This window comes from Coprococcus sp. BIOML-A2, from assembly GCF_009875795.1.
Taxonomy (GTDB): Bacteria; Bacillota; Clostridia; order Lachnospirales; family Lachnospiraceae; genus Coprococcus; species Coprococcus aceti.
This window is the reverse complement of sequence record NZ_WWSI01000001.1, coordinates 426,566-450,617: the sequence shown is the minus strand read 5'-3', so window position 1 is coordinate 450,617 and position 24,052 is coordinate 426,566. Positions and strand designations below refer to the sequence as shown.

General features: G+C 45.3%; 24 protein-coding genes. 16 read left to right on the top strand and 8 right to left on the bottom strand.

Annotated elements, in window-relative coordinates; all coding sequences use genetic code 11:
• Window positions 1-86 precede the first annotated feature (86 nt).
• From GT575_RS02045 to GT575_RS02015, 7 genes are all read left to right on the top strand, one after another.
• Entirely contained in the window at window positions 87-1,031 is a 945-nt protein-coding gene (locus GT575_RS02045) for a hypothetical protein (protein WP_161171391.1), read from the top strand.
• Between the two features lie 25 nt (window positions 1,032-1,056).
• Entirely contained in the window at window positions 1,057-1,902 is an 846-nt protein-coding gene (locus tag GT575_RS02040; protein ID WP_161171390.1) for a DUF6734 family protein, read from the top strand.
• Window positions 1,889-2,314 (top strand): GtrA family protein, encoded by a 426-nt coding sequence (locus tag GT575_RS02035; RefSeq protein ID WP_015534521.1) that lies wholly within the window; start codon window positions 1,889-1,891, stop codon window positions 2,312-2,314. The genes GT575_RS02040 and GT575_RS02035 overlap by 14 nt, the downstream gene beginning before the upstream one ends.
• Window positions 2,315-2,455: 141 nt before the next feature.
• Window positions 2,456-3,694 carry a beta-ketoacyl-ACP synthase II gene (gene fabF / locus GT575_RS02030; RefSeq protein WP_117550046.1) on the top strand — a complete coding sequence of 413 codons (1,239 nt, stop codon included), beginning with the start codon at window positions 2,456-2,458 and terminating at the stop codon, window positions 3,692-3,694.
• A gap of 5 nt (window positions 3,695-3,699) precedes the next feature.
• Window positions 3,700-5,436: an acetyl-CoA carboxylase carboxyl transferase subunit gene (locus GT575_RS02025; RefSeq protein ID WP_015534523.1), complete on the top strand. Its 1,737-nt coding sequence runs from the start codon at window positions 3,700-3,702 to the stop codon at window positions 5,434-5,436.
• Between the two features lie 154 nt (window positions 5,437-5,590).
• Entirely contained in the window at window positions 5,591-6,643 is a 1,053-nt protein-coding gene (locus GT575_RS02020) for a glycoside hydrolase family 5 protein (protein WP_161171389.1), read from the top strand.
• Window positions 6,644-6,676: 33 nt separating this feature from the next.
• Window positions 6,677-7,639: a beta-ketoacyl-ACP synthase III gene (locus tag GT575_RS02015; RefSeq protein WP_118649563.1), complete on the top strand. Its 963-nt coding sequence runs from the start codon at window positions 6,677-6,679 to the stop codon at window positions 7,637-7,639.
• A gap of 5 nt (window positions 7,640-7,644) precedes the next feature.
• On the opposite strand, the gene GT575_RS02010 is transcribed toward GT575_RS02015, so the two are convergent.
• Window positions 7,645-8,205: a M48 family metallopeptidase gene (locus GT575_RS02010; protein WP_161171388.1), complete on the bottom strand. Its 561-nt coding sequence runs from the start codon at window positions 8,203-8,205 to the stop codon at window positions 7,645-7,647.
• A gap of 6 nt (window positions 8,206-8,211) precedes the next feature.
• Window positions 8,212-9,567 (bottom strand): citrate synthase, encoded by a 1,356-nt coding sequence (locus tag GT575_RS02005; RefSeq protein WP_015534527.1) that lies wholly within the window; start codon window positions 9,565-9,567, stop codon window positions 8,212-8,214.
• A gap of 147 nt (window positions 9,568-9,714) precedes the next feature.
• Here GT575_RS02005 and GT575_RS02000 point away from each other — a divergent pair, with 147 nt between their 5' ends.
• Complete coding sequence (locus GT575_RS02000; protein WP_161171387.1) at window positions 9,715-10,632, top strand: DUF5011 domain-containing protein; 918 nt, start codon at window positions 9,715-9,717, stop codon at window positions 10,630-10,632.
• A 98-nt stretch (window positions 10,633-10,730) separates the two neighbouring features.
• Here GT575_RS02000 and GT575_RS01995 read toward each other — a convergent pair whose 3' ends face one another.
• Entirely contained in the window at window positions 10,731-12,005 is a 1,275-nt protein-coding gene (locus GT575_RS01995; protein WP_015534528.1) for a transglutaminase domain-containing protein, read from the bottom strand.
• A gap of 174 nt (window positions 12,006-12,179) precedes the next feature.
• Between GT575_RS01995 and GT575_RS14855 the strand changes: the two genes are divergently transcribed.
• The gene (locus GT575_RS14855) at window positions 12,180-12,356 is read left to right on the top strand and encodes a DUF6472 family protein (protein WP_165852774.1); all 177 of its coding nucleotides are present in this window, start codon (window positions 12,180-12,182) and stop codon (window positions 12,354-12,356) included.
• A gap of 67 nt (window positions 12,357-12,423) precedes the next feature.
• Here GT575_RS14855 and GT575_RS01990 read toward each other — a convergent pair whose 3' ends face one another.
• Window positions 12,424-14,256 (bottom strand): ABC-F family ATP-binding cassette domain-containing protein, encoded by a 1,833-nt coding sequence (locus GT575_RS01990; RefSeq protein ID WP_117874381.1) that lies wholly within the window; start codon window positions 14,254-14,256, stop codon window positions 12,424-12,426.
• A gap of 377 nt (window positions 14,257-14,633) precedes the next feature.
• On the opposite strand from GT575_RS01990, the gene GT575_RS01985 reads away from it, so the two are divergent.
• The 3 genes from GT575_RS01985 to udp all read left to right on the top strand — a co-directional run bounded on the left by GT575_RS01985 (window position 14,634) and on the right by udp (window position 16,094).
• On the top strand, window positions 14,634-14,879 hold the full coding sequence (locus GT575_RS01985) for an HPr family phosphocarrier protein (RefSeq protein WP_015534531.1): 246 nt from the start codon (window positions 14,634-14,636) through the stop codon (window positions 14,877-14,879).
• Window positions 14,880-14,997: 118 nt separating this feature from the next.
• Complete coding sequence (locus GT575_RS01980; protein WP_015534532.1) at window positions 14,998-15,231, top strand: HPr family phosphocarrier protein; 234 nt, start codon at window positions 14,998-15,000, stop codon at window positions 15,229-15,231.
• Between the two features lie 95 nt (window positions 15,232-15,326).
• Window positions 15,327-16,094 carry a uridine phosphorylase gene (gene udp, locus GT575_RS01975; RefSeq protein WP_416810460.1) on the top strand — a complete coding sequence of 256 codons (768 nt, stop codon included), beginning with the start codon at window positions 15,327-15,329 and terminating at the stop codon, window positions 16,092-16,094.
• Here the strand turns inward: udp and GT575_RS01970 are convergent.
• The 3 genes from GT575_RS01970 to GT575_RS01960 form a co-directional block, all read right to left on the bottom strand.
• Window positions 16,084-16,650: a TIGR00730 family Rossman fold protein gene (locus GT575_RS01970; protein WP_015534534.1), complete on the bottom strand. Its 567-nt coding sequence runs from the start codon at window positions 16,648-16,650 to the stop codon at window positions 16,084-16,086. The two genes, udp and GT575_RS01970, sit on opposite strands and share 11 nt — an antisense overlap.
• A gap of 185 nt (window positions 16,651-16,835) precedes the next feature.
• On the bottom strand, window positions 16,836-17,879 hold the full coding sequence (locus GT575_RS01965; RefSeq protein WP_015534535.1) for a hypothetical protein: 1,044 nt from the start codon (window positions 17,877-17,879) through the stop codon (window positions 16,836-16,838).
• A 39-nt stretch (window positions 17,880-17,918) separates the two neighbouring features.
• On the bottom strand, window positions 17,919-18,170 hold the full coding sequence (locus GT575_RS01960) for an acyl carrier protein (RefSeq protein ID WP_015534536.1): 252 nt from the start codon (window positions 18,168-18,170) through the stop codon (window positions 17,919-17,921).
• A 257-nt stretch (window positions 18,171-18,427) separates the two neighbouring features.
• On the opposite strand from GT575_RS01960, the gene GT575_RS01955 reads away from it, so the two are divergent.
• The 3 genes from GT575_RS01955 to GT575_RS01945 all read left to right on the top strand — a co-directional run bounded on the left by GT575_RS01955 (window position 18,428) and on the right by GT575_RS01945 (window position 21,303).
• Entirely contained in the window at window positions 18,428-19,381 is a 954-nt protein-coding gene (locus GT575_RS01955) for a D-2-hydroxyacid dehydrogenase (RefSeq protein ID WP_161171386.1), read from the top strand.
• A 62-nt stretch (window positions 19,382-19,443) separates the two neighbouring features.
• Window positions 19,444-20,244 (top strand): DNA alkylation repair protein, encoded by an 801-nt coding sequence (locus tag GT575_RS01950; RefSeq protein WP_015534538.1) that lies wholly within the window; start codon window positions 19,444-19,446, stop codon window positions 20,242-20,244.
• A gap of 39 nt (window positions 20,245-20,283) precedes the next feature.
• The gene (locus tag GT575_RS01945) at window positions 20,284-21,303 is read left to right on the top strand and encodes a PTS transporter subunit EIIB (protein ID WP_161171385.1); all 1,020 of its coding nucleotides are present in this window, start codon (window positions 20,284-20,286) and stop codon (window positions 21,301-21,303) included.
• A 20-nt stretch (window positions 21,304-21,323) separates the two neighbouring features.
• On the opposite strand, the gene GT575_RS01940 is transcribed toward GT575_RS01945, so the two are convergent.
• Window positions 21,324-21,857, bottom strand: a complete 534-nt coding sequence (locus GT575_RS01940) for a TetR/AcrR family transcriptional regulator (protein WP_022215975.1) — start codon at window positions 21,855-21,857, stop codon at window positions 21,324-21,326.
• A gap of 313 nt (window positions 21,858-22,170) precedes the next feature.
• On the opposite strand from GT575_RS01940, the gene glgB reads away from it, so the two are divergent.
• A complete protein-coding gene (gene glgB, locus GT575_RS01935; protein ID WP_161171384.1) occupies window positions 22,171-24,048 on the top strand; it encodes a 1,4-alpha-glucan branching protein GlgB in 1,878 nt (625 codons plus the stop codon).
• Window positions 24,049-24,052 lie beyond the last annotated feature (4 nt).

The window sequence follows — 24,052 nt, the reverse complement described above, 5'->3', positions numbered from 1 at the left end:
ATTATATGGAGAAATAGAGTACCATACATAGTATAAGGCAAATAGTCGGATATAGATTTTGGCTAGTTTGGGAATGGAGATTGTGTGTGGGTTTCATATATTCGTCTTTAAATAGAGGTGCCGGCGAGAGTGTGGCACTATTTGACAATAGAATAGCCAGGATGCTTCCTTTTGTCACGGGAAAGGCATATTTTGACCTCAGGAATTATGATGCCCAGACTGGAGAATTCGAAGTATATATTGAATGGGATGGTGAGCTTGAGGCAGTGCTTGGATATTCACTGCCGGCGGGAGGATATTTCGTCAAAGCAACCACACCGCAGGCGTACATATTCCACAGGCTCGACAGTGGATTGCCGGTATATATGAAGTTGATAGCGCAGAATGGCAGACTGTATCCTTACAGGACATATGTCATGATGGACGGCAGACCTTTCAGTGTGGAATTCGGCGGTGGAGTTCTGATCCCTTTTGAGGACAGATACGAAGAGCTTGGATGCGAAGCTGCGAAACAGACTGTGGATACTGGAAGCCAGAAGCTTTTGATGGGAAGTCAGAGTGGAATGACAGGAAGCCAGCGTTTTCAGTGGAATGGCAGCCGGATGAGACAGTTATTCGGTAGTCAGGGAGGCTTCAGATACTTGGCGGGTAGCCAGTATAGAATGATAGGAAGTCAGCGGTTCCGGTGGAATGGCAGTCAGATGAGACTGCTGTTTGGAAGTCAGGGAGGCTTCAGATACCTGGCGGGAAGCCAGTACAGAGTGTTTGGCAGCCGGCGTATGTTGTTGGGTAGCCAGAGAATATTGTCAGGAAGCCAATATAGAATATTTGGAAGCCAGCGGATAAAAAATATGCTGATGGTGCTTGAAAGTGACACACAGCAGCCACAGGACAGTATGGATTCAATCAGAACAAGCCAGGAGCTGATGGTTGAGTTCCCTCAGGAGTGGCAGCTTATCAACAGAAGCAGAAGACCGACCAGCCGGATTGGTGGCAATGCTAAGTTTGGATATGGACTGGACCTAATCTAGTACATGACCGGATCTTGGAGGATATATGAAGGATATAGAGGGATTCCACATATTGTGGACTGCTCCTTATTTTGAGAAAAGTAAAGATAACACTTACAGCATGCAGGATTATGAGCTTTTGACCATGATCCTGTCTGCTCTTATGTGGAGAAAAATGAATGGCCCTATCACACTTTACGGTGATGCAAGGGCCATTGATTATGTTGAGGGACAGGGATTGTCGCATATATGGAATGGCGGCATAAAAGAGATACAGGTTCCTGACAGCATATCCCCGGGAGTGTTCTGGGCTGCGGGCAAGCTGTATGCGCTTAAGGCGGCGCATATGCCGGCGGTCATGGTGGATCTGGACCTTATAGTGTGGAAGAATATAGGGGAATACATAGCGGGGACGGATATTTGTGCAATACACAGAGAAGGAATATATCCGGATGTATATCCCGGCAGGGACTTTTTCAATATGGACAGTTCGTACAGCTTTGATCCCCTGTGGAGCTGGGATGTTCCGCCGGTAAATACCTGTATGCTATATATGGCTAAGGAGCAATTTAAGAACTATTATGTGGACAGCTCCATACAATTTATGGAAAATTGTAGGGAGACTGAGGAAAATCTGTGCCACATGGTATTTGCGGAGCAGAGACTGCTTGCGATGTGTGCTGCGAGAAAGGGAAAGATCATTGCTTCATTTTTTCCTGAGGCGGCGGATATAGAGAGACAGGATGTGTTCACACATTTGTGGGGATATAAGAATATTCTGAAGTTTAACTATGGGAAAAGGGTTGAGTTTAACGGGCGTCTCTGCGAGCGGATAGAGCGGGAGTTTCCGGAAGAGGCGGATGTTATAAGGGAGTTACATGTTTGTAGATAAAGTGTTGAAGAAGATACCCAGGGAGATATACATATATATACTGTGGGGAATTGTCGTGGGAGCGGTAAATCTTGGCTCCGCCTGGATATTTATGTACAAATGCGGGATAGAACCTGTCAGGGCCAACTTCCTGGCATGGATACTGTACAATTTTGTGTCATTCATAACAAATAGAAAATCGGTGTTCCACACTGTCGCAGAGACTGCGTGGGAGTTCATAAAAGAACTGGTGTCATTCTACGTGAGCAGGGTGTTCACACTGGTGGTGGAGGAGGGCCTGATCTATATACTGGTTGACAGGCTTCACCTGTGGGCGATGGGCATAAAGACGTTCACATCAGTGCTGGTGATATTCCTCAATTATTATATAAGCAAGAAGTTTATATTCAGAAAGATAAAGGAAAAACTGTAAGAGATATGTATAAATGCGAATGTTTATCGAAATTTTATAGAAAAACATGGACACAATTACTTCCAAACATTTGACAGTTGGAGTATAATTGAATGGTTAAATATGTATAAAAAGCAGAATAAGTAATGCAAGGAGATAAGTATGAAGAAGAGAGTAGTAATAACAGGCATAGGAGCCATAACTCCAGTCGGCAATACAGTTGACGAGTATTGGGATTCACTTAAGGAAGGAAAGCATGGCTTCGGACCTATTACACAGTTTGACGCTTCAGCATACAAGTGCAAGCTTGTCGGCGAGGTTAAGAACTTTGTAGCAAAGGACTACATTGATCCAAAGTCTGCAAGACGTATGGCTAGATTCACACAGTTTGCTGTGAAGGCAACCCAGGAGGCTATGGCAGATTCAGGACTTGATATGACAAAGGAAGATGCTTACAGAGTTGGTACATGTATTGGTTCAGGTGTTGGTTCACTTCAGGAGCTTGAGAACGCATATGGAACCATACTTACAAAGGGACCACTTCGTGTAAGTCCATTCGTAGTTCCTATGATGATCAGCAACATCGCAGCAGGTAACGTTGCGATCCAGTTTGGTCTCAAGGGCAAGAGTATAGATGTTGTAACAGCATGTGCTTCAGGAACAAACAGTATCGGTGAGGCATTCAGAACGATCCAGTACGGAGACGCTGATGTCATGGTAGCCGGCGGATGTGAGGCAGCAGTTTCACCTATCGGTATATCAACATTTGATTCACTTACAGCACTTACATCATCAACAGATCCAGACAGATGTTCTATTCCATTTGATAAGGACAGAAGCGGATTCGTTCTCGGTGAGGGTGCAGGTATTGTTATTCTTGAGGAGCTTGAGCACGCAAAGGCAAGAGGTGCAAAGATCTACGCAGAGCTTTCAGGTTACGGATGTTCAAGTGATGCACACCACATCACAGCACCTGAGGAGTCAGGTGAGGGACCAGCAGTTGCCATGACCAATGCGGTTAAGGATGCAGGACTTCCACTTGATGCGGTTCAGTACATCAATGCTCATGGTACAAGCACACATCTGAACGATCTTGTTGAGACACGTGCTATCAAGAAGGCATTTGGCGATCACGCAAAGGACATCAAGATCAATTCAACAAAGTCTATGACAGGACATCTTCTCGGTGCAGCAGGAGCCATCGAGTGTATTGCCTGTGTCAAGAGTATAGAGGAAGGTTATATCCACAGAACAAGAGGACTTGTGGAGAGTGAGGAGGAGCTTGATCTGGATTATTGTAAGGAGCCATGCGAGATGGACGTTGATGTTGCAATCAGCAACTCACTTGGATTTGGCGGACACAATGCATGTATCGTCTTACAGAAGTATAAGGAGCAGTAAATATCATGTTATTTATCAAAAAAAAGGCAAAGGATGCCGAGATAATTGCAGCAAAGGCTGCAGAGGAGGCAAAGGCTGCTGAGGGAATTCAGGAAGCACCAAAGGTGGAGCTTGTAAAGTGCCCTAAGTGCGGAAGAGAAGTTGAGAAGGAAAGAGTGAAGAACGCAAAGTACATTTGTTATGAGTGCGGTTCTTACTTCAGAGTTAAGACCAAGAACAGAATAAGAATGGTCACAGATCCAAAGTCATTTGAGCCATGGTTTGAGGATATGCCAAGCTCAAATCCTCTTGGAACAGAGGGCTATGAGGATAAGGTTGCGGCTGCACAGGCCAAGACAAACCTCAAGGAGGCTGTTACTATAGGAAAGGCAACCATCAATGGTGAGCCTGCTGTAGTTGGTGTATGTGATGCAAGATTCCTCATGAGCAGCATGGGATATGTTGTGGGTGAGAAGATTGCCAGAGCTGTCGAGAAGGCTACAGAGGAGAAGCTTCCGGTATTCATGTTCTGCTGTTCAGGCGGTGCACGTATGCAGGAGGGAATCATTTCTCTGATGCAGATGGCCAAGACATCCGCTGCATTCAAGAAACATTCTGATGCAGGACTTCTGTATGTATCTATTCTTACAGATCCTACAACAGGTGGTGTTACAGCCAGCTTTGCAATGCTTGGAGATATTATCCTTGGAGAGCCAGGTGCGCTCGTAGGATTTGCAGGACCACGAGTTATCAAGCAGACTATTGGTCAGGAGCTTCCAGAGGGCTTCCAGAGATCAGAGTTCCTTGTTGAGCATGGTATCATAGATGGCATAATCACAAGAGACAAGATGAAGGACACAATGTATGATCTCATCGTCACACATAAGCAGAGACAGGGCTATGCTAACTTTGACAGTGCTGTTGAAGATGAGAAATTTGACATAAGCGAGATCCTCAAGGAGAGACTCAAGGATGACGAGCCTAAGACTCCGTGGGAGAAGCTCAGAGGTGCTCGTCAGATGAGCAGACCTTCAGGTTTCGACTATGTGAAGTATATATGCGATGATTTCCGTGAGATCCACGGAGATAGAACCATGAATGATGACAGAGCCATTGTGGGTGGTATCGGTCATATAGATGGACAGCCTGTAACAGTTATATCACAGGTCAAGGGAGCTTCCATGGCAGAGTGCATGGAGAGAAACTTTGGTATGCCTCTTCCTGATGGCTACAGAAAGGCTCTTCGTCTGATGAAGCAGGCTGAGAAGTTCGGCAGACCTATCATTACATTTGTAAATACACCGGGTGCGTTCTGTGGACTTGAGGCTGAGGAGCGAGGAATGGGTGAAGCCATAGCGAGAAATCTCTATGAGATGTCATCACTCAAGGTTCCTGTACTCTGTATCCTTATCGGAGAAGGCGGAAGCGGTGGAGCACTTGCCCTTGCAGTCGGCAATGAGGTATGGATGCTTGAGAATGCGACATACTCAATCCTTTCACCTGAGGGATATGCGTCTATCCTCTGGAAGGACAGCAACAGAGCTGAGGAGGCTGCAGAAGTTATGCAGATTACAGCACAGGATCTCAAGAGACTGAACGTTATCGAGCAGGTCGTACCTGAGTACGGCGGAGCAGATGAGCAGTCAGTTCCATATATAGGCAAGTACCTTAAGATGAACATTAAGGAATTCCTCAAGAAGTATTCAGACAAGACTCCTGAGGAGATCGCACAGGACAGATACGACAGATTCAGAAATCTGTAGATCACAGATATACTATAGATGAAAGGCATTTCTCAAGTGAGAAATTTATCTCACGGGGAATGCCTTTTATTCATGCATATGTTGAAGTGATGGTGTTTTTTTGGTAAACTTTATGTATATGGCTGAAGATACAGCTTGAATTGGAGGAGCGTTTATGAAGAAACAGATAAAGGTTACTTTGATAGTTATCGTGGCCGCCATCATTGCGGCAGCAATCATATGGTACGTGATGTACCTGTGGGGCAAGGAGCAGGATCTGCTGACACCTGTGGGAACACGTGCAGAATTTATCGGTGATACAGACAAATATCCTACCATGCTTACAGCGAAGGGGACTCAGATCCTGAATGCAGACGGAGAACAGGTTGTTCTCAAGGGTGTGATGGTTCCAGAGTCGCGCAGTCTGTATGAGGAGAAGAAGTTTAATGAGGATTTCTACAAGGATGTATTTGCCAAGGGTGGTAATGCCATAAGGGTGCCAATAAGCCCTGTGGAGTACAAGAATGACGATTACTATATGTGGAGATATCTTGACCGCATAGTTACCTGGGCCGGAGAGAACGATAACTATGTTATTCTCGACTGGGATTATACAGGTAACCCGATAGATGGTTCCGGGGATGAGATGCCGGATCTCGACGAGAATCCGCTGGATTATTCTGCTGAATTCTGGAAGAACATTGCGGATTATTTCAAGAACACTCCAAATGTTATATTTGAGATATACAATGAGCCGGTTGGCATGAGTGATTCAGAGTGGAAGAGATGCGCGGAGAGCCTTATAGGAGTTATAAGGGATGCCGGCGCAAAGCAGCTTATAATCGTTGGAAGTCCGGATTACTGTTATGATCTCGGATGGCTTGACGAGCTCGGCGTGAAGAATGACAATACTGCGTTCTCTGTTCATGTTTACCCGGACAAGGTGTTCTGGCAGAAGTTCCTGTCGGGCTATGTGACAAGTTATCCTCTTATAGTGACAGAGTGGGGATATGCAGACGATGATGTCGAGGTCAAGAATGAGAAGCTGAAGGGCACCAGAAATGTATTTGGAATAAAATTTACCAGATATCTGGAAAAGCATGATATAGGATGGATTGCAGTTGGATATGACGATACGGTGGAGCCATCCATGTTTACTAAGGGATATAAGAAACTCACAAAATGGGGCGAGTATGTGACTGAGCTGCTTGGAGACAAGGAAGAATAAAGAGAATAACGGATAAAAGGGAGAAAATATATAATGGCAATCAGAATATTAGGAACAGGAAGCTACCTTGCGGAGAAAGAGGTATCAAATGATGAGCTTGCAAAGTATGTTGATACATCTGATGAGTGGATATCTTCAAGAACAGGTATAAAGAACAGAAGAATAGCTGTTAAGGAGACAACGACGAGCATGGCTGTTGAGGCTGCTGAGAGGGCACTTGAGATGGCAGGGAAGTCCGCAGAGAATGTGGAGCTTATAGTGCTTGCCACAGTCACTCCGGATTATTACACACCAAGCGGGGCGTGTCAGGTTCAGGCGGCTATAGGTGCGGATAAGGCGATTGCGTTTGATGTGAATGCGGCATGCTCGGGCTTTGTATTTGCCCTCAATGTTGCAAAGATGTATATAGAGACAGGGTTTGTGAAGAATGCTCTTGTAATAGGTTCGGAGACGCTGTCAAAGATACTTGACTGGAATGACAGAGGTACATGCGTATTGTTTGGAGATGGCGCAGGTGCCGCTTATATAGAGGAGTCTGACAAGGGAATCATAAGCATTGTCCAGGGTTCAATCGGCAAGAAGGGTATGGTGCTGAACTGCGAGAGCAGAAAGACTAACAATATATTTGTAAAAGATGAGATCAATCATGACTATCTGTATATGGATGGACAGGAGGTGTACAAGTTTGCGGTGAGACAGTGTCCTAAGTGCCTCCAGGAGGCTCTTGACAAGGCTGGAATGACCGTTGACGATGTGGATTACTTCGTACTCCACCAGGCAAATGTAAGAATTATTGAATCTGTTGCCAAGAGACTTAAGGCACCGCTTGAGAAGTTCCCTACGACTCTCGACTACACAGGAAATATGTCTGCGGCGAGTGTACCTGTACTTCTCGACCAGCTCGTGAGAGAGCACGGCCTGAAGCGCGGCGACAAGATCGCCATGTCGGCATTCGGCGCAGGGCTCACATACGGCGCTGTGGTTATGGAGTGGTAGAGGCTTTAACACCTGTAATTTTTGAGGGCGGAACGGAGCTCCTTGTAGTTTGGGAGTACTTTTTCTACCTCGGCCCAGAAAAGTGCGGAGTGGTTCATCTGCTTTCTGTGACACAGCTCGTGGACTACCACGTAGTCTATGATTTCGGGAGTGGTGTTCATCAGTGCACAGTTGAAATTCAGGTTACCGGAGGAGCTGCAGCTTCCCCAGCGGGTCTTCTGATGCCTGATGGTGATCCTTCCGTAAGTCACGTCTATTATCTGAGCAAAATGTTCTACACGTGAAGGCATATATATCCGAGCCTGTTCTGACAGTGCCTTTATATCGGCATCTGTCAGGGCAGTGCTTGGATTTTTTTCGTCTGACATATTGGAAATTCTTTTCTGCATGATTTCCAGATGGCTGCGGATCCAGTTTTGTCTGGAATCCACAAAGCTTTGGATTTGACTGTCGGTCATTCTGAGGGGCGCACGAACCTTTATGTTGAGGTCTCTGTCTATCTCGATACAGATAGATTTGCGCCTGCTCCTGACGACAGAATATTTGAATTTATCAGAATTGTTCATGGCATATTACCTGTCTTTGATAGGTACGTAGTCCTTAGGCTCTACAAGACTTGGATAAGCCGGACGCATTATCTTGTAGCTGTTGATCAGCTCCTCCATACGATGCGCACTCCATCCAACCACTCGGCCAATGGCAAATAGTGGTGTGTAGAGGGCGTAAGGGATCTTGAGCATCTTGTATAACAATCCGCAATAGTAATCTATGTTGATGCACACACCCTTGTAGATCTTGCGCTCCTCGGCAATGACCTCAGGTGCGATGCGCTCTATGAGCTCGTATAATTTGAATTCGTCCTTCTCGTGCTTCTCCTCGGCGAGCTTTTCTACATACTCCTTGATAATGACAGCTCTTGGATCTGACAGAGAGTATACAGGCTGGCCCATTCCGTATACCACGCCCGATTTGTCAAATGCTTCGCCGCGAACGATCTTCCTGATGTACTCACGGATCTGCTCCTCGTCCGTAACATCCTCGACATTGCAGTGTATGTTCTTCATCATCTCCATGACCTTGAGGTCTCCACCGCCGTTGAGCGGTCCCTTGAGTGAGCAGAGTGCTGCTGCGACTGTGGCGTATGTATCTGAGCCAGATGATGTGACAACACGTGTTGTAAACGTAGAGTTGCTTCCGCCTCCGTGTTCCATGTGGAGAACAAGGGCAAGATCGAGAACCTTTGCCTCAAGCTGTGTGTACTTTCTGTCTGAACGGAGCATGCTCAGGATATTCTCCGCAAATGAAAGCTCAGGATCCGGCTTGTGTATATAACAGCTCTTGCCAAGCTCATAATGTCTGTATCCCTGGAAAGAATATACAGCGAGTCTTGGGAATACACTTATTATCATAAGACACTGCTGAAGAACGTTGTCCAGAGATATATCCGTCTCAGACTTATCGTATGATCCGAGGGCAAGGATGCTCTTGGTCATATTTGAAATGATATCCTTGGTAGGGTTCTTCATTATGACATCTTGTATAAAGTTGTGTGGAAGGTCGTATGCAAGGTTGAGGACCTGTTTGAACTTGGCAAGCTCATTCTCGTCCGGAAGCTTTCCAAACAGTAACAGATATGTACACTCCTCGAAACCGAATCGTCCTTCCTTTGTAAATCCGTCTATCAACTGGCGGATCTCGTAACCTCTATAATATAATTCACCGTCAGCAGGAGTATGCTTTCCGTCCTCCATTGTATACGCCCGGCTTAGTGAAATGTTGGTGATGCCGGCATTTATTCCTATTCCATTCAGATCACGAAGTCCACGCTTTACGCCGTATTCCTCGTAGAGGTTGTTATCTATGGTATCGTTCTCAATACAGAGACCAAGACGCTCCTTCGTAAATGAACTAAGATTATTGATTGACATATATAATACTCCTTTCAGGTAAGTCTTCATTGAATTATCTCACTTATTTACAACTATTGCAATCCGAAATGATTGTATGGGTGTAAAATATTATGTATAATGTACTGAGAATAAAGTTAAGACAAATGTTTTAGGAGGTAATATAAATTGGCAGACAGACAGGATATGGGGCAGAATAAAGGGAGCGCAGGAGCTCATAAGGGAACTGTGAGCCGTGCAACAACGAGCAGTGTGAAAAAGACACAGCCGTGCAAGGGAGTAGCGTCAGGCAGTCGGTCAGCATCAGGCAGCCGTCCTGTGTCGGGAAATCGTCCGGCATCGGGCAGCCACTTATCATCGGCGAGTCGTCCGAAAAGTGCAACTGCGCAGGACAAAAGGCGCACAAGTACGGGACGTCCACTTGAAAAGTCGGTGAAGTCCGTGTCTTCAGGAAGCAAGACCAGGAGACCGGCGAATAGCAGATCGTCAACAGGTTCCGGTAAAAAATCCGCGCAGAGCAGAAATAAAAAGAAGCGATATGAGCTGAATACGAAAATGATGGTCGTGGCGGCTCTGGTGGTTGGAATAGTGCTTGCACTTGTGATCACGATGATCATGAGATCCAGCATGCTCAGGGTCAAGCAGATCCAGACGGATTATAATATGGGTGATATATTTGATATAACAAACTATATTGAGCCGGACAGCAATGATGCCAGGCTGGAATATGACAACTCAGAATTTGCACCGGATAAGCTTGGTAAGTACACCATCAAATATAAGATCAGACGTGGAAAGTTAAGCAAGACAAAAAAGGCTGTGATAAATGTTGTTGATGAGGTAAATCCATACATAGACGGCCCGGACGAGATAGACGTTTCTATGGGAACGGATATAAACTGGAGTGATTATTACAATGTCACAGATGAGGATCCGGATGTGCAGGATTCGCTTAAAGCTTCTCAGGATGTGGACACAAGCAAGGAGAGAACCGTAACAGTGACTCTCACAGCGGAGGACTGGGCAGGCAACAAGGCGTCCAGACAGATCACCGTAAATGTACTCAAGAGTAACTTTGATGAGTAGGGTGTGAACGAAATAAAATATCTTGAAAAATGACAGAAAAAAGCTCAATGCTGACGGGGATGAAATCCGAAAGCATTGAGCTTTTTGATTTTAGTATTTTATGAGATAGGCGGCTTTCTCAGCTCTGCATCCAGCTCTGAGTTGTCAACCACTGTTGTCTTGGTCTTTTTAACCTTTTCCTTTTTCTTCTTCGATCTGCTCTTGTGTATGTTCTTGATGAGCATTACCACCAGAAGCAGGATGAGACCTATGCTTATGAGGACTACGGATAAACCGTATTTGTCCAGTATCTTGTCGATTATGTTGTAGCTTGACTTCTCCCACAGTCCATCCGCTTCAAGATCTGCCTGAACCTTTGAGAGGCAGTACTTTGTTCCGGTACACTTTGGTATACCCGGAAGTCTTGATGTGATGGCTGTAAGGTTGCTTGCCTGTTCGTCGGTTACATTGAAGTATGTATATGACAATGCCTCCTTACCTGTTGTGGTTATAGGATCGTCCAGACCGAGATTGATGAGATACCACTCTCCGCCGAGATAAACGGCATTCCATGCACAGTTGTTGATGTAACTCTCTTCTTTGAGCTGCTTCTGTGTGTCCATCGAGTCGTCCAGAAGATCTGAATTCTGTCCCTCAATGTACAGACATGGCACACCGACGTAATCCATAATGGCCTTGAAAGCCTTTGCATATCCGTAGGTGACTGCCGACTGATACTTGGAGTTGAACACGCCGTCTGCGGTGTATGCGTATATGTTGTCCTTGCTCTTAGATGTTGCATCTGAGGCATAATAAACTTTGTTGATGATCGAATTATGTATGAGATATACCTTCTCGTAATCCTTTGCGCTCTCATCCAGAGAAGCTGCATAATTCTTGACGGTCAGGTCAAAGTTGTTCTTGTATATGGAACGTGTATCTCCGTTGGCATACAGTGAATAGCACTCGATGGTGAGAGCTGTATATCTGAGTTCTCCCGAGGATTCCTGCTTGCACTGATAGCTGTCGGACATCCAGAAATACTCAGGATGATCGGCGAGTACAGCGTTGACGATCTGATCCATTCCATCGTTTCCGATAACTTCCCAGTCTTTGTTGCTGACCGACAATGTAAATGCTGTGTAATATCCGCCGTCCTGATAAGAAGCATTGGATGTCGACTCGTTGAATTTCTGAGCTGCATCGTTGATCTGTTTGTAGACGGTTCTGTACGCACTGTTGTCAAACTGGTCATAGAAATAAGTTCTGCCATCTATGGTATCGGTTTTGTTACTGCTGTCCGTATCATCTGTATCCGCCGCCTTTGCGACATATGGAGAAAATGATAATATCATGGTAAGCGTAAGCAGCAGTACAAGAAATTTTTTCTTCATAACTGGAACACACTCCTTCTTTTGCTTATGCAAAGCCCCTTTATATACTTCCTTCAATAATAACACATTATGGTTATTATTGCCAGAGAAAATGGGTTAAAGCGGTTGGATTTTGCTTCGCATATGTGTATAATAGTAAAAACCTGATGGTTAACGGATGGAAGGAGGAAACACATGGCTTCCAGTTGCGATATGTGTGCACACTATGTGTACGATGACGAAGATGATTTTTATGAGTGCCTGGTGAATATGGATGAGGATGACTTTGCCAGATTTGTGGCAAGAGGCTACGACAATTGTCCGTATTTTCAGTTGGATGATGAATACAGGATAGTGAGACATCAGATGTGACGATTGAAGAAAAACGGGAGATGTGCAGCAGCGCGTCTCCCGTTTTTCTGGCAAATGATCAATGTGATCAGTTCTTTTCAAATGACTCCGCCAGCTCCGTGAGATACACATACCTCTCCAGAAGCTGATCCAGCTCTGATTCAAGCTGTTCCTTTTTCTGCGTGAGTTCGTTAAGCTTCACGAAATCTGACACAGAGTTGTTGATATCGGTCTCCGTCTGCTCTATCTCAGCTTCTTTCTGGGCGATGGTGTCCTCTATGGTGTCATATTCCCTCTGCTCATTGAAGGAGAACTTTTTCTTCACGGATGGATTCTGCGTTTTCTTTTTCTGGGCAGGTTCCTTGTCCGCTGTGCTGACACGCTCCGGCTTTGTCTGGGTATTTGCCCCTGCCGATGTGCTGTTGGCAAATGAACCGTGGGTCAGATAATAATCGGTATAACCGCCCTCAAACTGTGAGATCCCGCCGCAGCCGTCAAACACCAGAAGCTTTCTTATGACTCTGTCCAGAAAATATCTGTCGTGTGATACGACTATCAATATGCCCTGGAAGGAATCGAGATAGTCCTCAAGTATACACAGTGTGGAAATGTCCAGATCGTTGGTCGGCTCGTCAAGGATCAGTACATTTGGAGATGATACGAGAACCTTCAACAAATACAGTCTTCGCTTCTCGCCTCCTGAGAGCTTCTCTATGCGCTGGTGCTGCAGAGTGCCATCAAATAAAAATCTCTCACACATTGTGGATGCTGACATGAGACCTTCGGTGGTCTGGATATACTCTGCGGTTTCTTTGACGTAGTCGAGTACCTTCATGTTGGGATCCAAGGCTTCATTTTCCTGAGAGAAATATCCTATCCTTACGGTGTCTCCGATCTCTATGGTTCCGCTGTCCGGCTTGGTGACACCGGTTATGAGCTTCATGAGCGTTGTCTTGCCACAGCCGTTTGGGCCAACAACACCTATCCTGTCAGTCCTCAGGAAGTTGTATGAGAAGTCCGTTATGACCGGACTTGGTCTGCCCGGCCAGGTCTTGGCTATATGGGAGAGCTCTATTGTTTTGTTTCCCAGCCGGCTCGCGATTGAGCTCATGGTAACAGACTGAGTTTCCTTTATAAGCTCCTCACTTGCAAGCTTCTCATATCTCTGGATATGGGCTTTCTGCTTTGTGCTTCTGGCTCTAGCACCTCTCTGCATCCATGCGATCTCCTTGCGCAGGATATTCTGATGTTTGTTCTGAGTGGCAAGTGCGATGTTCTCACGCTCTGCCTTCAGCATGAGATAGCCTTCGTAGTTGGTATTGTAGCTGTAGGTTTTGCCTTTGTCGATCTCTACTATGCGGTTGCACACCTTGTCAAGAAAGTATCTGTCGTGGGTGACCATGACCAGAGCGCCCTTGTAGTTGTTAAGGTAATCCTCCAGATATTCTGTCATATCGTTGTCGAGGTGGTTGGTGGGCTCGTCCAGAACAAGAATGTCACATCTTGACAGCAGTGCCGCAGCCAGAGCGACCTTTTTTCGCTGACCTCCTGAAAGTGTGCTCACCATGAGGCTGGTGTCGTCAAATCCGAGACGGTGAAGAAATGCCTTGGCATCACCCTCTATGCTCCATTTGTTCTCCTCGTCGACATTTGCAGTGATGACATAGTCGTATATGCTGACCTTCTCTGCGAAGTCGGGGGTCTGTGGAAGATATTTTATGACCACGTTGTTTCCCTTTGACAACTGTCCTGAATCACATTCGTCTATGCCGGCTATGATCTTGAGGAGTGTTGATTTACCCGTGCCGTTTACGCCTATGACACCGATCTTTTCTCCTGAATTTACTGAAAAGTCTGCGTCATCGAACAGAATCTTGTCAGTGTATGCTTTTGAAAATCCTTTTATTGTAAGTAGGTTCATATATGTTCTTATGGGGCTTTGTGCCCGCCCTTTCGTCAAAATGAGCCGTGAAAACGGCTTTGCATGTAAGTATTATTGTAATTGGGGAGAATTGACGAGTCAAGAAGCATATCATAATAGAAATACCATTTGAGAATAATTAAAAATAGACGAAAATATATAAGACAATGATCTCCACCCGACAGTATATTTGTAAAAAAACATTCCTGAATTTATACAACATGACTAAAAAATAACCTGAAAAGGCGCTTTAGGTTAATAAAAACAAGCCATTTGCACAAATTGGTTTACAAAATTACAATTTTGTAATTTGCAAATTATTCCAAAAAGTAGTATAAATTGAACATTGATTACGGACAGGAATGGAGGTAATTATCATGGAATCAACAAATATCAGGGTTAAGCTCAATTCAGTAGAGCAGGTAAGACAGTTTGTAGAGACAATGAGAAAATATGATGGAGACGTTGATGTATATTCATCCAACAGGAATTATCTTGTAGATGGCAAATCAATACTGGGAGTTTTCAGTCTTGGACTTGATCAGGAACTCACAGTAAAGTTCTATAACGGAGCGACAGAGTCGTTTATAAATACATTACAGCCATTTATGCTGGCTGCATAAGGAGTATTTATTACAATAATTTTCATAGCTAATTCGTGGTCTGTATGCATTGACACATTCGTTGATGGAGTGTTAGAATGTCCTTATAAATATTAAGAGATATTAGGGGGCGCAGCCAATGCAGATTACAGAGATGAAAGCTAAAGTTAACACTATGGATGACATCAAGAAGTTTGTTGCATACCTGAATCAGTTTCCAAATGATGTTGACGTTTCATCAGCTCAGTACGTCGTAGATGGAAAGTCAATCTTAGGTGTGTTCAGTTTAAATCTTGAGAAGCCACTTACAGTGAAATTTCATGGAGAAGTTGCACCAGAGCTTCAGGCAAAGCTTGATGAGTTTAAGTGCTAATTCTATAGGATACATAAGAAAGCTTAGAAAAGCAGGCTGCAGATTTTCTGCAAGCCTGCTTTTCCTATGCTGTGAGACAAGTGTCAGGAGGGATGATTATGATATACGAAGCGGATCAGGGGTTGGAATACCATATAAAGGTAAATGAGGATATGATAGGCCAGTATGTTATCATGCCTGGGGATCCTAAGAGATGTAAGGCGATAGCAGCGTATCTCGAAGATGCGGAGCTGGTGGCGGACAGCAGGGAATTCGTCACGTATACAGGCTATCTGGATGGAGAGAAGGTCAGTGTCACGTCCACAGGTATAGGCGGCCCGTCGGCGGCCATAGCCATGCAGGAGCTGGTGCACGCCGGTGCCCACACTTTTATCAGGGTTGGAACCTGTGGCGGTATGCAGACTGAGATCGTCGGCGGAGACGTGGTGATCGCCACGGGAGCTGTCAGGATGGAGGGCACGTCAAGAGAGTATGCGCCTATAGAGTACCCTGCGGTTGCGGATATAGATGTGGTGAATGCGCTCAGAGAGTCAGCAGGAGCACTTGGAGTGACGGCACACACAGGTGTGGTTCAGAGCAAGGACTCATTTTATGGACAGCATTCGCCGGGAATCATGCCGGTTGGATATGAGCTTATGAACAAATGGGAAGCGTGGAAGAAGATGGGCTGCAAGGCCTCTGAGATGGAATCTGCTGCATTGTTAATAGTTGGAGCGTTCCTGCGGGTCAGGGTCGGTGCGTGCTTCCTTGTGGTGGCGAATCAGGAGAGGGCTGCAGCCGGTCTCCCGAATCCTGAGGTACACGACACCGATAAAGCCATACGTGTGGCTATTGAAGCTGTGAAGAAGCTTATCAGAACTTGAATACACGACCTATGTCTGTCTTGTAGCTTTCAAGATAGTCAAGGATCTCATCTGAATTATCCATGACGGTATATATCTCGTTGGTCGCAGGCGTCATAAAGCCTTTGTCCGACGTCTCTTTGAGCATGGACAGAAGATGATCGTAGAATCCGTTCTGATTGAAAATTACGATTGCTTTGCCGTGGCGTCCGAGCTGCTTGAGCGTGAGGATCTCAAAGAATTCCTCGAGAGTGCCAATTCCGCCGGGCGTTACGATGAAAGCGTCTGCCTTATCTTCCATGATCTGTTTGCGCTCTCTCATGGTCTCAGTGGTTATCAGCTCGGAGACATTCTCAAACAGTATTCCGTCAACATTAAAGAATGAAGGAGTGACGCCTATTATGGTGCCATTTTCCTCGTATACACCCCTTGCCACTGCGCCCATGAGCCCATTTGCTCCAGCGCCGTACACAAGAGTGTGGCCTCTTTTGGCGATTTCCCTTCCTAAATATTCTGTTTCTTCTATATAAGATCTGTCAATGTCGTTGCTTGACGCGCCGTATACACATATATTCATAAAAACCTCCAATGTGACAATGCCAGGTATTCCTGAACTGCCGAAAAACCATTTATTAAACAGTATATAGAAGTAAATGATAATTTGGAAGAAATTATTTATAAAATAATGTAAAATCGCAAAAAAATGCGGAGCAGCCATAGGACTGCCCCGCAAAGGGAAAACATGAAAAGAATGATATGAGATTACAGAAGCTCAACAACTTTGCCCAGAACTGCGATCTCTTTTTCTTTTGCACCCATAAGGTACTTCTCAAATCTGTCCATACAGTCAACCTTGCCTGTGATGGAAGTCTTGATGAGAAGGTTTCTGGCGGTGAGCATGGTGTTCTCAACCTCCATATAATCATTCAGGATATCACCGTTGAATTCGATATATCCGTGATCCATCATGTACTTGAGTCTCTCCATCATGAGAACCTTGTGGTCATACAGGATGTGAAGAGCACGTATATCAAAGTCTGGATCCTCTGCTGAAAGCTGCTTGCCGATCTGCTTCAGAACCGCATCGTAGACATCAACCCCAAATACTGTGTCCTTAAAACGATTCCTCATCATACGGAAGTGATTCTTGGTATCCTTTGACTCAAGGTACTCGATGATGGTATCCTTGATATACTGTGTGTCGAGTTCGTAGTATGTATCAGCCAGATTCTTCTGGATCACGTATATTCCACGGCGTCCCTTGTAGTCGTCCTTGAAAATATGATCCTCCTGGGCTGTGATGGTGTCGTAGCCGTTTCTCACATCTGAGTATGATACTTTTGAGTAGGAATAATGCTCGCCAAATGTGAAATCTCCAACATAGAACTGCTGCTCCTCGTCGTCATATCCGTAGATGAAGAGCTCGTGTGGGAATTTGTAGTCGGCACCGGAATCGCAGAGGATCTTAGCCTCGTCAAATACTCCGTATACATATCCGCCCAGATTGATGGTCTTCTTGATGAAAGTGAGAATATCTCCGCAGTAGCTCTCCACCTGCTCCTTTGTCATGAGAGAGAAGAGAAGATAAGGGCATTCCTTAAGTGAACTGCTTCCCGGCATCATATCTGCAAGAAGCATCTCATCTCCTGTGAAGATCTCTTCGATGTTGTAACATCTTAACTGTATATAATTGCTGAATATCCAATTCTTGGCTTTCTCGTCGTCCCCTATGATCGAGAAAAGTGTGGCATGCCACTGCCAGGATGTTATCATTGGATAGCTTATTGGCAAAATCTTTTTGCTCATGTGCTTATTACCTCCATTTCATATTAAGATTACGTGATGTTAGCTGACCTTGGCTGCTACAGCCTTGACTACATCGTTCATGTCATAGTAGAGGCCAAGTGCAAGCTCAGAATCATCAAATTCAATGTTAAAAGCCTGCTCAAGTCCGACGATGAACTGAATGATGGAAACGGAATTCACGCCATATTCGGTGGTGAGTTCTGCAGTCATGTCCAGCTTGCCCGCATCTATGTCTGGAAGAATATCAGAAAAAACCTCCAATACTTTTTTTGTTAATGTGTCTTTGTCCATTTCAAACCTCCCATTCGTTTTGATATGTTACCAATGCACGTTACTTATATTTTAATGTGTTTGACAGTATTTTTCAATAAAATTATTCAATCCGTACAGAAATATTTGTGCATTTTTGTGTTAAATGTTAAAATTACCGTGAAGTATATGGTGTAAAATATGGTATAGTTGAATAAAATATTATAATTTTTTTAAAAAAATCAGACAGTTGATGTAAAATATAGAACAACAATATACGATAAGGCAGGGTGATGGACATGAAGATAGTTGTTCTGGATGGATGTGCGGCGAATTCCGGCGATATTAGCTGGGACAGTATTGGCAAGTATGGCGAGCTGACGGTGTATGACAGAACCGACAGGTCAGAGGTGGTCTCAAGGATAGGCGATGCGGAGATCATAACAACGAACAAGACGGTGATAGACAGGGCTGTGATCGAGGCCTGTCCGAACATCAGATATATAGGTGTGCTTGCCACCGGCTACAATGTGGTCGATGTGGAGGCGGCACATGAGCACGGCATAGTGGTTACAAATGTTCCGGCATACAGTACGGATGCTGTGGCGCAGTTTACATTTGCACTGCTTCTGGAACTGGCAAACAGGGTCGGGGCGCATGATGCGTCAGTGAAGGACGGTGGCTGGGTGAGAAGTAAGGATTTCTCCTACAGTGTGATGCCGACCATGGAGCTTGCGGGCAAGACTATGGGTATCATAGGCTATGGCAGTATAGGTATGAAGGTGGCTGAGATCGCACATGCATTTGGCATGAGGGTGCTGGTGAACAGCCGGACGAGGAAAGCCCTGCCGGATGGCGATTGGATAAGCTGGGCTGAGAGGGATGAACTGTTCGCACAGTCGGATGTGATAAGCATACACTGTCCTCTGTTCCCTGAGACGGAGGGAATGATAGACAGGAGTGCGATAGGCCGGATGAAGAAGACTACATTCATCATAAACACTGCCAGAGGCGGCTGCATAGTGGAGAAGGATCTGGCAGATGCCCTGAACGAGGAACGTATAGCTGGAGCCGCGGTGGATGTCATAGCACAGGAGCCTATGGCGGCGGACAATCCGCTTCTCACGGCAAAGAATGTGATCATAACACCACATATCGCCTGGGCACCGAAGGAGGTCAGGGAGAGACTTCTCAATATAGCGGGTGGCAATATAGAGGCGTTTCTCAATGGAAAGCCTGTAAATACAGTATAAAAAGAATAAGATTAGCCATTGAGCAGAAATTTAGCTGTAAGAAGAAAGGATAGATCAGGAAGATGGAGAGCAGTTCTTTTGAGGATGTGAACAGACTGGTTAGGTCTGAACTGTATGAGCACATGGATCCGGAATTTGGCAAATATCTGGCCATGAACCTTCCGGGCTGTGGCAATATAATAGGTGTGAGGCTGGATGACCTGAAGGAGATAGCCAGACAGATAGCCGACATAAACTGGAAGGAGTATCTGAAGCATGCGCCGGATGATACGCTGGAGGATGTGGTCATTCAGGGGCTTGTCCTTGGATTCGCACAGGGCAAGCTGGAGGAGATACTTGCATATGCCGATGAATTTGTTCCCAAGATAGACAACTGGTGGGTGTGTGACTCGTTCTGCAGTACATTTGTGGCGGCATCCATGTACCCGGAGATAGTGTGGGAATTCATCATGAAGTATATGGGAGATTCCGAGCTGAATCCTGCGTGGAGAAAGAAGGAGGAGGCAGAGATTCCAGAGGGACAGGGAGGCATCGCAGTAGGAACCTGGCAGGATATGTCCGATGACTTCAGACTCAGGTTCGTGGCTATCATGCTGAAGTGCTACTTTGTGAATGACAAGTATATCGACAAATGCCTTTATGCATTTGAACATATGCAGGATGGCGGCTACTATGCAAAGGACGGTGTAGCCTTTGGCCTGGCGGAGAGCTATTTCGTGTTCCCGGACAAGACGATTGAGTACATAAAAGGTGCACAGTTTGACAGGCAGATTCTGGAGATGACTAAGAACAAGATAGAGAAGATATACAGGCTGCCGGAAGCGGATGTGAACAGGTTTGCGGAAGTTATAAATGAATATTAAAATTAAGAGAAGGACATTATATTTGCAGGAGGAATTCTTATGAGAAATTTGAATGCGGATATGGATGTCCTTTTTGCTTTGACTGGGATCAATAATATTGAAAATGAGTTTATGGTGGCAATGGTGCTGGTGATTGTCTGTTTGGCGGCTGCGGTATGTCTGACCGTATGGATAAGAAAATACGTCAGGGGAAATGCCTCAGGCAGTCTGGAAGATAGTCAGGATGAGCGGGAGGACAGGGAGTATTCATCGGAGGATAACTACATCGATGGTGATGCTGTAGCCATTGCCATTGCTGGAGCTTTGGGAGGAACAGCAAATATTTACAGTCTGAGGAGCAGTGATACAAGACTTAGAGTTACGGTGAACAACGGGGCGCTGGTGGACAGGAGAAAACTGAAAGCCACAGGAGCTCTGGGAATACTGGCAAAGGGCAGGCAGGTGCAGGTATTCTATGAGGATCAGGTGGAAAGGATATGCCGAGAGCTTGGAAGATATATAGATGGACACAGGAAAGATAATATTGAACAGGAGGCTGAGATCGATTATGAAAGAGTGCTTAAGAAGGTGTATGTGCCTGTTGAAGGTGATGTTGTGCGCGTATCTGATATACATTGCCTACAGAACTTGGGAGACGGGAGTGTCGGCTTGTGTGCGATTCGAGCCACACGGGGAGAGATCAGAGCGCCGTTTGACTGCAAGGCTGGATATAGTAAAGCCGGAGAAGGTCAGATAGAGTGTACATCTGAGGAAGGATACGTGGTCAGGATATATCTGATATCAGAGATCGACACCGGATGGCAGAGGACACAGAGCTATGTAGATATAAGACTTACATGTGGTGATGGTGAGAAGGTGCGAAAAGGAAGGCTGCTTGCAGAGTATCCATATGAGACGCTTGCTGGCAGAGACGAAACTGTATATGCTGTGCTGGAGGTACATTCCGATGAAAATGCTGATACAGGTCATTCTGGTGGTATAGATAAAGGATATCAGCTTAAGATAAACCGGAGAGAGAAAGTGAATTATGAATATGTGGCATGCGAGCTTGTCGTCTGAAAAGCTCACATGCCATTTATTTACGCTCTGGTTGCCCTGTCTATGATTCCAGCAAGGGTATCTATGACCATAGCGGCATCCTGATCTTTGTATTTCAGGAAAGTATAAGCACAGCCTTGTACGAACATTGACACCTCAACATTCTTGGCAAGGTCATCTCTGAACTCGGGACGGACGTCATATATCTTCTCCTTGATGAGGGCATCGAGCTTGTTGGTCAGGACTCCGTAGCTTCTATTGTCATCAGGAAAGAGTATGGAGAACAAATGTCCCTGGTTGATAAATGCGTTGCATAACTGCCTGCTTGCTTCTGCAGGATTGGTAAGCATATATTCTGGATTTGGAATGTCACCGATGAGGGACAGAAGAGCATCATTTTCGAGGTATTCCGACAGATCATATATATCCTGAAAATGCAGATAGAAAGTCTGCTTGCTGATATTGGCCTTTTCTGTGAGTTCCTTCACTGTGATCTTCTCCACAGGTTTGGTGGCACGCAGTTCGATAAATGCGCTGAATAAGCTGTTGCGTGTACGCTGAATCCTTCTGTCCATAAAAGCTCCTTTCTGATCATACAAAAGCTGTACGCGGGTAATGATTATAAATGGCTGTAAGCGCCCTGATGACGCTCTATGCATTATAATATAGAATACAACAAAAGAAAGATATAGTCAAAAAAACGTATATACATATTAAATCTAATTGTCAATAATTGTCTGGAGTAAATTATTTTACTTTTATCAAAAAACGAATATTCATATAGCGGATGTGCAACGGTATACTGAAGGTAATTTACTACAGTCAAGAAATGACTGAGAGGGCTTGGATGATGGAACTTGAATACTAACTTTGTATGGAGGAAAAGTTATGGATTTGTATGAGTTTTATTCGGGAAGGTGCTTTGATGCCTACAATGAGCTCGGCGCACACGTTGTGAAGGAGAACGTGGGCAAGAGCAGGAGGAAAGCAGTGACAGGAGTGGACTTTGTGACGTATGCACCGAATGCGGAGTCGGTGACGGTTACAGGTGAGTTCAATTCATGGGGAGAGACTGCCATGGAGAGGTGTTACGATGGCAGCTTTTTCAAGTGTTTTGTGCCGGGGGCAAAGGCCGGACAGATGTATAAATATAAGATATACCAGAGAGATGGATATTGTGTGGATCACTGTGATCCGTATGGATTCGGCATGGAGCTGAGACCGGCATTTGCATCTATAATAAGAGATATGGATGAGTATACATTTGGCGATGCAAGATGGATGAGGATACGGAATGAGTGCAAGGGTGGTCCGCTCAATGTGTATGAGATGCATATGGGGTCATGGCACTGCAAACCGGTGTATGATGAGAATGGAAAACAGCTGACACCGGAAGAAGTCATTGAGACTGACCGAGTTGCTGAGGGTTGGTATACATACAGAGAGATAGCACCGATGCTTGTGGAATATCTGAAAGAGCAGGGCTACAATTATGTGGAGTTTATGCCACTTTCGGAGCATCCATGTGATGAGTCATGGGGCTACCAGAATACCGGATTCTTCAGTCCGACGGCTAGATACGGAACGGCGGATGACCTGAAGTTCCTCATCGACACGCTTCACAAGAACGGCATAGGCGCCATCATGGACTATGTGCCTGTGCATTTTGCACTGGATGGATATGGACTTGCAAAGTATGACGGAACCAATCTGTATGAGCATCCGACCGATGATGTGGGCTACAGCGAGTGGGGTAGTAAGAATTTCATCCATTCCAAGGGAGAAGTTCAGACATTTCTCAAGAGTGCGGCGAATTACTGGCTCACAGAGTATCATTTTGATGGCCTAAGAATGGATGCCATCAGCAGGATAATCTACTGGATGGGCGACGAGTCTAGAGGTGTAAATGACAGGGCGGTTGAGTTTATAAAGGGGCTTAACCAGGGACTTAAGGACAGACACCCGTCATGTATTCTCTGCGCCGAGGATTCCACGGACTACAAGGGAACCACCAAGGAAGTCGGATACGGCGGACTGGGATTTGACTACAAATGGGATATGGGTTGGATGAATGACACATTGAATTTCTTCAGAACTCTGCCGTTTTGCAGAGGCGACCAGTATCACAAGCTGACATTCTCCATGATGTATTTTTATAATGAGAGATACATGCTGCCACTCTCGCATGACGAGGTTGTACATGGCAAGGCAACCATAGCCCAGAAGATGGCGGGATCATATGAAGAGAAATTCCCAAATGCAAAGGCGCTCTACGCCTACATGTATGCGCATCCGGGCAAGAAGCTTAACTTCATGGGTAACGAGATAGCCCAGCTAAGAGAGTGGGACGAGAAGCGTGAGCAGGACTGGGATATACTGAAATACCCGAACCACGATTCATTTAACAGATTTATAAAAGATTTGAATAAGCTCTATCTGAAAGAGCCTGCGCTGTCAGGGTGGGACGACGACCCACACGGCTTTGACTGGATACTCTGTGGCAAAGAGCAGGATGTTGTATATATATTCCAGAGAGTTATTGAGGAAAATAAGATAGTAGTAGTCATGAACCTATCAGGAAATACATACAGGGATTATCATTTCAGATACGGCGAGGGCAATTCCATGAAAGTTCTCATGAACACGGACTGGAATAAATACGGTGGAAACACTAAAGACACCGTGAAGAGTATCAAGGGCGTATGCGGTGACTTCGGCTTTGATCTTCCGGCTCTGTCTGTAATGTATTTAAAGCCGGTGGATTAGTAAA

Excerpts from the sequence above, each read along its gene's own strand:
- GT575_RS01940 (WP_022215975.1), bottom strand. The coding sequence starts at position 21,857 with ATGGACAGAAGGATTCAGCGTACACGCAACAGCTTATTCAGCGCATTT.
- GT575_RS01965 (WP_015534535.1), bottom strand. The coding sequence starts at position 17,879 with ATGAGCAAAAAGATTTTGCCAATAAGCTATCCAATGATAACATCCTGG.
- GT575_RS02015 (WP_118649563.1), top strand. The coding sequence starts at position 6,677 with ATGGCAATCAGAATATTAGGAACAGGAAGCTACCTTGCGGAGAAAGAG.
- fabF (WP_117550046.1), top strand. The coding sequence starts at position 2,456 with ATGAAGAAGAGAGTAGTAATAACAGGCATAGGAGCCATAACTCCAGTC.
- GT575_RS01995 (WP_015534528.1), bottom strand. The coding sequence starts at position 12,005 with ATGAAGAAAAAATTTCTTGTACTGCTGCTTACGCTTACCATGATATTA.
- GT575_RS02020 (WP_161171389.1), top strand. The coding sequence starts at position 5,591 with ATGAAGAAACAGATAAAGGTTACTTTGATAGTTATCGTGGCCGCCATC.
- GT575_RS02040 (WP_161171390.1), top strand. The coding sequence starts at position 1,057 with ATGAAGGATATAGAGGGATTCCACATATTGTGGACTGCTCCTTATTTT.
- GT575_RS01985 (WP_015534531.1), top strand. The coding sequence starts at position 14,634 with ATGGAATCAACAAATATCAGGGTTAAGCTCAATTCAGTAGAGCAGGTA.
- GT575_RS01955 (WP_161171386.1), top strand. The coding sequence starts at position 18,428 with ATGAAGATAGTTGTTCTGGATGGATGTGCGGCGAATTCCGGCGATATT.
- GT575_RS02005 (WP_015534527.1), bottom strand. The coding sequence starts at position 9,567 with ATGTCAATCAATAATCTTAGTTCATTTACGAAGGAGCGTCTTGGTCTC.
- glgB (WP_161171384.1), top strand. The coding sequence starts at position 22,171 with ATGGATTTGTATGAGTTTTATTCGGGAAGGTGCTTTGATGCCTACAAT.
- GT575_RS01945 (WP_161171385.1), top strand. The coding sequence starts at position 20,284 with ATGAGAAATTTGAATGCGGATATGGATGTCCTTTTTGCTTTGACTGGG.
- GT575_RS14855 (WP_165852774.1), top strand. The coding sequence starts at position 12,180 with ATGGCTTCCAGTTGCGATATGTGTGCACACTATGTGTACGATGACGAA.
- GT575_RS02035 (WP_015534521.1), top strand. The coding sequence starts at position 1,889 with ATGTTTGTAGATAAAGTGTTGAAGAAGATACCCAGGGAGATATACATA.
- GT575_RS02010 (WP_161171388.1), bottom strand. The coding sequence starts at position 8,205 with ATGAACAATTCTGATAAATTCAAATATTCTGTCGTCAGGAGCAGGCGC.
- GT575_RS01980 (WP_015534532.1), top strand. The coding sequence starts at position 14,998 with ATGCAGATTACAGAGATGAAAGCTAAAGTTAACACTATGGATGACATC.
- GT575_RS01960 (WP_015534536.1), bottom strand. The coding sequence starts at position 18,170 with ATGGACAAAGACACATTAACAAAAAAAGTATTGGAGGTTTTTTCTGAT.
- GT575_RS01950 (WP_015534538.1), top strand. The coding sequence starts at position 19,444 with ATGGAGAGCAGTTCTTTTGAGGATGTGAACAGACTGGTTAGGTCTGAA.
- GT575_RS02025 (WP_015534523.1), top strand. The coding sequence starts at position 3,700 with ATGTTATTTATCAAAAAAAAGGCAAAGGATGCCGAGATAATTGCAGCA.
- GT575_RS01970 (WP_015534534.1), bottom strand. The coding sequence starts at position 16,650 with ATGAATATATGTGTATACGGCGCGTCAAGCAACGACATTGACAGATCT.
- GT575_RS01990 (WP_117874381.1), bottom strand. The coding sequence starts at position 14,256 with ATGAACCTACTTACAATAAAAGGATTTTCAAAAGCATACACTGACAAG.